Consider the following 4869-nt stretch of genomic DNA (forward strand, 5'->3'; position numbering starts at 1 on the left):
CCACCGTGGCCCGTCCGTTTCTGTTGGTGCTGCCGTTCACAATCCGTCCCGTCCGCGAAAACGCCGCTGGTAGTGGGCGTCGTAAAGTGAGCTTTCGCCGAAATCCTGGGCGGCGAGCGCGCTGCCGACGAAGATGATCGCCGTGCGCTCCATCGGGTTTTCCGCCAGCTGCGCCTCGATGGTGGCCAGCGTGCCGGTCAGCAGACGCTCGTCCGGCCAGGAGGCACGAAAGACAACCGCCACCGGGCAGTCGGCGCCGTAAAGCGGCGTCAGCTCGGCGACGACACGGTCGATGGCGTGGATGGCGAGATGGATGGCAAGCGTCGCGCCGGTGCGGCCGAAGCCGGCCAGCGTCTCGCCGGGCGGCATCTTCGAAGCACGGCCGGAGACACGGGTCAGCACCAGGCTTTGCGCGAGTTCGGGAATGGTGAGCTCGCGGCGAAGGGCCGCCGCCGCGGCGGCGAAGGAAGGCACGCCCGGCGTCAGCGTGTAGGGGATGTTGTGCTTTTCCAGCCGGCGGATCTGCTCGGCCACTGCGCTCCACACCGACAGGTCACCGGAATGCAGGCGCGCGACATCCATGCCGGCGGTGTGGGCGGCAACGTATTCGGCCTCGATCTCGTCGAGCGACATCGGCGCCGTGTCGATCAGTTTGGTGCCGGGCGCGCAATGTTCGAGCAGTTCGGGCGCAACGATCGAGCCGGCATAGAGGCAGACCGGGCAACTCGCCAGCAGTCGGCTGCCGCGCAGAGTGATGAGGTCGGCCGCACCGGGGCCGGCGCCGATGAAATGAATGGTCATGCGGCATCTCCGGCAAGTGCGATGGCGCAGGTGACAGGACCGAGCACCGTGCGCGGCCCGAGCAGTTTCGCGCCCTTGCCGGCAGCGGCGAGCGCGGAGGCTTCCGAAACCGACGGCGTGCCGGCCTTCGATTGGGAGAGATCGGAGTGGCTGATCGTGCCGGTCGAGGCCGCCTGCAACGCATCGTCCGCAACAACGATCACAGGGAGGGCGAGTTCGCGGCCAGCTAGGAAAATTGCCTCCTCCATGCGTTTGATTTCACCGGTCGCCAGGGCGGAAAGCGCCGTCACTGCCAATCCATGCGCTTCCAAGGCGGTCTCGACGGCGGCGCGCACGTCGCTCGCTGTCACGCCTTTCCGGCTGCCGATGCCCGCGACCATCATGGCTTCACCCAGCTCCATTGGGTGACCGGCATGGCCGGCCGCCAGGCCTGCATCGAGCCGACGGGCGAGGCTCGCGAGATGGCGATGCGGGTGAGACCGCCGCCGCGCTTGGTGTGTTGGTCGAGAAGCAGCGTCTCCATCTCCAGCGTCACCGCGTTGGCGACAAGCCGGCCGCCGGGGCGCAGCGCCTTGATCGCCTTCTCCAGCACGCCGGCGTCGCTGCCGCCGCCGCCGATAAAGATGGCGTCGGGCGTTTCCAGCTTGGCGAAAGCCCTGGGCGCCGAGCCTTCGATCACGACAAGTCCAGGCACACCGCAATGCGAGGCGTTGTGACGAATGCGTGTGGCGCGCGTCGCGTCGGTCTCGATGGCGATGGCGCGCAGGGAAGGGTGGGCCAGCATCCATTCGATGCCGATCGAGCCCGAACCGGCGCCGATGTCCCATAACAGCTCGCCGCGTCGGGGCCCGAGTGCCGACAGCGTCATGGCGCGGACCTCGCGCTTGGTGATCTGGCCGTCATGCTCGAACAGGTGGTCGGCAAGGCCCGACGTCAGCGGCAGGATGCGGGCATCCGGCGTCGATTCAACGTCCAGCGCCAGCACGTTGAGCGGACTGATGTTGTTGAGATCGAAGCCGTCGGCGCGTGCGCTTCGGCGTGCTTCATCCGGTCCGCCGAGCGCTTCGAGGACGGTCAACCGCGAGGGACCGAAGCCGAGTTCGTCGAGCAGCCGGGCGATCGCTGCCGGCGCGTCGCCGTCGGATGTCAGCGCAAGGATGCGTGCGCCCGGATTGAGGAGGGGGCGGATAAGGTCGATCGCGTGGCCGTGGAGCGAGATCGCCTCGACATCCTGCAGCGCCCAGCCCAGCCGGGATGCCGCTAACGAAAGCGATGAAGGCGCCGGCAGCACCCGCATTTGCTCGGGTTTCACCTTGCGCGCCAGCGTGACACCGACGCCGTGGAAGAACGGGTCGCCGGAAGCGAGCACGCAGACATTCTTGCCGGCCAGCGCCAGCACGTCGCGCATCTCGGCGTCGAACGGCGTCGGCCATTGGCGGGCCTCGCCCCTGGCCAGGGCTGCGACGAGCGCGAGGTGTCGCTTGCCGCCGAAGATGAATTCGGCTTGCGCTAGGTGCTGCTTGGCCTCGTCGCCGAGACCCGCTACACCGTCCTCGCCGATGCCGACCACCGTTAGCCATTTTGGCGTGAGCTTGGCGCTGCGCGGACCCTTAGCAGGCATGATGACCCACCGCATCCTGATCCTTGGCGGCACCACCGAAGCCCGGCAACTGGCGGGAAGGCTGGCCGCGCGCGCCGATCTCTCGGTCACGCTGTCGCTGGCCGGCCGCACCGAAAGCCCTGTCGCGCAAGGCGTGCCGGTGCGAAGCGGCGGCTTCGGTGGCGCGGAGGGATTGGCGACCTATCTCGACCAGGAAAAGGTCGAGCTGCTGATCGATGCCACACATCCCTATGCGGCGCGCATCTCCGCGAATGCCGCCGAAGCGGCCAGGCAGGCCGGCGTGCCGATCCTCGCCTTGCGCCGTCCGGGCTGGGAGCCCGTGGCCGGTGACCGCTGGACGCTGGTCGACAGCGCGGCCGAGGCGGCGAGGGCGCTCGGCACGGCGCCGCGCCGCGCCTTCCTGGCGATCGGCAGACAGGAGGCCAGCGCTTTCGAGGCGGCACCGCAGCACCGTTATCTCATTCGCAGCGTCGACCCCGTCGAGCCTAAACTGGGTGTGCCCGACGCGATCTATCTGCTGGCGCGCGGGCCGTTTCCGGAAGCGGAGGAACGCGCGCTGCTCGAAAAGCACGGCATTGATGCCGTCGTGTCCAAGAACAGCGGCGGCGGGGCGACCTACGGCAAGATCGCCGCGGCGCGCGCCTTCGGCATCGAAGTGGTCATGGTCCGTCGGCCGCCCGTGCCGGACGTTCCGTCGGCCGAGACCGTCGATCAGATGGCCGCCAAGGTCGATCATCTTTTCGCGCCCGTTGCCGAGCGTGGCGTGTAGACCAGCGACGGCTTGTCGCCACGCCGGATGATCCTCGTTTCCGGCGAGCCGATGATGATGCAGGTGGCCATGTCGGCTTTTTCCGCATCGGCATCCGCAAGCAGATGCACGTCGATACGTTCGTCCGGCCGGCCGGCGGCGCGGCCGAAGATGACCGGCGTGGTGCCGGGCAGGATCGCTTTCAGGCATTCGAAGGCGCGGCCGAGCTGCCAGGGGCGCGCCTTGCTGATCGGGTTATAAAGCGCAATGACGAAGCCGGCGCCGGCGGCAGCCAGCAAGCGCAGCTCGATCAACTCCCACGGCTTCAGATTGTCGGAGAGCGAGATGGCGCAGAAATCGTGGCCGAGCGGTGCGCCGATGCGGGCGGCGACCGCAAGCATGGCGGTGACGCCGGGAACGACCGCAAGGTCGACCGCGCGCCATTCCGTCGGGCCGGCCTCGATCGCTTCGCAGACCGCTGCCGCCATGGCGAACACGCCGGGGTCGCCGCCGGACACGACAGCAACGTTATGGCCCTCGGCGGCCTTGGCCAGCGCCTCGTTGGAGCGGGCAAGCTCCTCGCGGTTGTCGGAGGCGATGCGGGTCTGGTCCGCTCTCAACTCCAGCCGGTCGAGATAGGGCTTGTAGCCATAGAAGAAGGAAGCCTCCGCCACGGCGCGGCTTGCCTCCGGCGTAACCTGGTCGGCATTGCCGGGGCCGAGACCGATGACGGTGAGACGGCCGCTCATGCCTTTGCTCCGGGGCGGGCGGACCAGCCGGCGACCAGCACGATGGCGAAGTAGGGCGCCTTGTCGTCCGGCTTGTCGGCTAGCCGCATCGAGACGCTGCCCGGCATGGTGCCGCGCTCGACATAGACGGCTTTCGCAAGCTTGCCCGTCGCCTGCAGCGCGCGCCGGATCTTGGGCAGGTTGCGGCCGACCTTCATGATCACCGCTGCGTCGGTGTCGGCCAGCCGCCGCGTCAGCTCGAACTCGCTCATCGTGCCCGGCAGGACAGTCAGTACGTCGTCGCCCTGGACGATAGGCAGGCCGGTCGCCGACCAGCAGCCGGACATGGCGGTGACGCCGGGGATGACCTCGGTCGGGAAGCGATGCGCGAGGCGAACGTGCAGGTGCATGTAGGAGCCGTAGAACAGCGGGTCGCCTTCCGACAGCACCGCCACCATCCTGCCGGCGGCAAGATGTTCCGCGATCGCCTCCGCCGACTGCTCGTAGAAATCGGCGATCTGCGAGCGGTAGTCGTCGTGATCCTTGTCGATCTCGGTCGTCACCGGATAGAGCAGCGGCAGCTCGATCATGTCCGGCCGGAAGCGGGCCTCGACGATGGCGCGCGCATTGCTGTTGTTGCCGCGCTTGGCGAAATAGGCGACGACGTCGGCCTCTGCCAATGCCCGCGCAGCCTTGAGCGTCAGCAGTTCGGGATCGCCGGGACCGGTGCCGACGCCGACGAGGCGGCCTTTTACAATCGCGTTCACAGGCCGGGCCTCGCCAATGCGTTGAGGGCAGCGGCGGTCATGGCGCTGCCGCCCAGCCTGCCGCGCACGATGGCGTAAGGTACGCCATAGGAACTCTCGGCCAGCGCGTCCTTCGATTCGGCGGCCCCGACGAAGCCGACCGGCATGCCGATGATCGCCGCCGGCTTCGGCTCGCCGTCGCGCAGTTTTTCCAGCAGATAGAAG

Annotated in this window: 7 protein-coding genes; 1 reads left to right on the forward strand and 6 read right to left on the reverse strand. The window is 68.2% G+C overall.

Annotated elements, in window-relative coordinates:
- Positions 1–36: 36 nt before the first annotated feature.
- The 3 genes from cobM to cbiE are packed head-to-tail and all read right to left on the reverse strand — an operon-like array spanning position 37 to position 2422.
- Positions 37–801, reverse strand: a complete 765-nt coding sequence (gene cobM / locus EN745_RS30110) for a precorrin-4 C(11)-methyltransferase (protein WP_127422923.1) — start codon at positions 799–801, stop codon at positions 37–39.
- Positions 798–1184, reverse strand: a complete 387-nt coding sequence (locus EN745_RS30115; protein ID WP_127422924.1) for a cobalamin biosynthesis protein — start codon at positions 1182–1184, stop codon at positions 798–800. Before EN745_RS30115 ends, cobM begins: the two co-directional genes overlap by 4 nt.
- Positions 1181–2422 carry a precorrin-6y C5,15-methyltransferase (decarboxylating) subunit CbiE gene (gene cbiE, locus EN745_RS30120; protein WP_127422925.1) on the reverse strand — a complete coding sequence of 414 codons (1242 nt, stop codon included), beginning with the start codon at positions 2420–2422 and terminating at the stop codon, positions 1181–1183. Before cbiE ends, EN745_RS30115 begins: the two co-directional genes overlap by 4 nt.
- Position 2423: 1 nt before the next feature.
- Here cbiE and EN745_RS30125 point away from each other — a divergent pair, with 1 nt between their 5' ends.
- On the forward strand, positions 2424–3191 hold the full coding sequence (locus EN745_RS30125; protein ID WP_127422926.1) for a cobalt-precorrin-6A reductase: 768 nt from the start codon (positions 2424–2426) through the stop codon (positions 3189–3191).
- Here the strand turns inward: EN745_RS30125 and EN745_RS30130 are convergent.
- The 3 genes from EN745_RS30130 to EN745_RS30140 all read right to left on the reverse strand — a co-directional run.
- The gene (locus EN745_RS30130) at positions 3155–3919 is read right to left on the reverse strand and encodes a precorrin-3B C(17)-methyltransferase (protein WP_127422927.1); all 765 of its coding nucleotides are present in this window, start codon (positions 3917–3919) and stop codon (positions 3155–3157) included. The genes EN745_RS30125 and EN745_RS30130 overlap by 37 nt on opposite strands.
- On the reverse strand, positions 3916–4665 hold the full coding sequence (locus EN745_RS30135; RefSeq protein ID WP_127422928.1) for a precorrin-2 C(20)-methyltransferase: 750 nt from the start codon (positions 4663–4665) through the stop codon (positions 3916–3918). The genes EN745_RS30130 and EN745_RS30135 overlap by 4 nt, the downstream gene beginning before the upstream one ends.
- Positions 4662–4869, reverse strand: a 208-nt coding sequence (locus EN745_RS30140) for a precorrin-8X methylmutase (protein ID WP_189363202.1), incomplete at its 5' end; no start/stop codon positions are given. The genes EN745_RS30135 and EN745_RS30140, both read right to left, overlap by 4 nt.

This window comes from Mesorhizobium sp. M4A.F.Ca.ET.022.05.2.1 (assembly GCF_003998845.1).
Lineage (GTDB): Bacteria > Pseudomonadota > Alphaproteobacteria > Rhizobiales > Rhizobiaceae > Mesorhizobium.

Excerpts from the sequence above, each read along its gene's own strand:
- EN745_RS30115 (WP_127422924.1), bottom strand. The coding sequence starts at position 1,184 with ATGATGGTCGCGGGCATCGGCAGCCGGAAAGGCGTGACAGCGAGCGAC.
- cobM (WP_127422923.1), bottom strand. The coding sequence starts at position 801 with ATGACCATTCATTTCATCGGCGCCGGCCCCGGTGCGGCCGACCTCATC.
- EN745_RS30125 (WP_127422926.1), top strand. The coding sequence starts at position 2,424 with ATGACCCACCGCATCCTGATCCTTGGCGGCACCACCGAAGCCCGGCAA.
- EN745_RS30130 (WP_127422927.1), bottom strand. The coding sequence starts at position 3,919 with ATGAGCGGCCGTCTCACCGTCATCGGTCTCGGCCCCGGCAATGCCGAC.
- cbiE (WP_127422925.1), bottom strand. The coding sequence starts at position 2,422 with ATGCCTGCTAAGGGTCCGCGCAGCGCCAAGCTCACGCCAAAATGGCTA.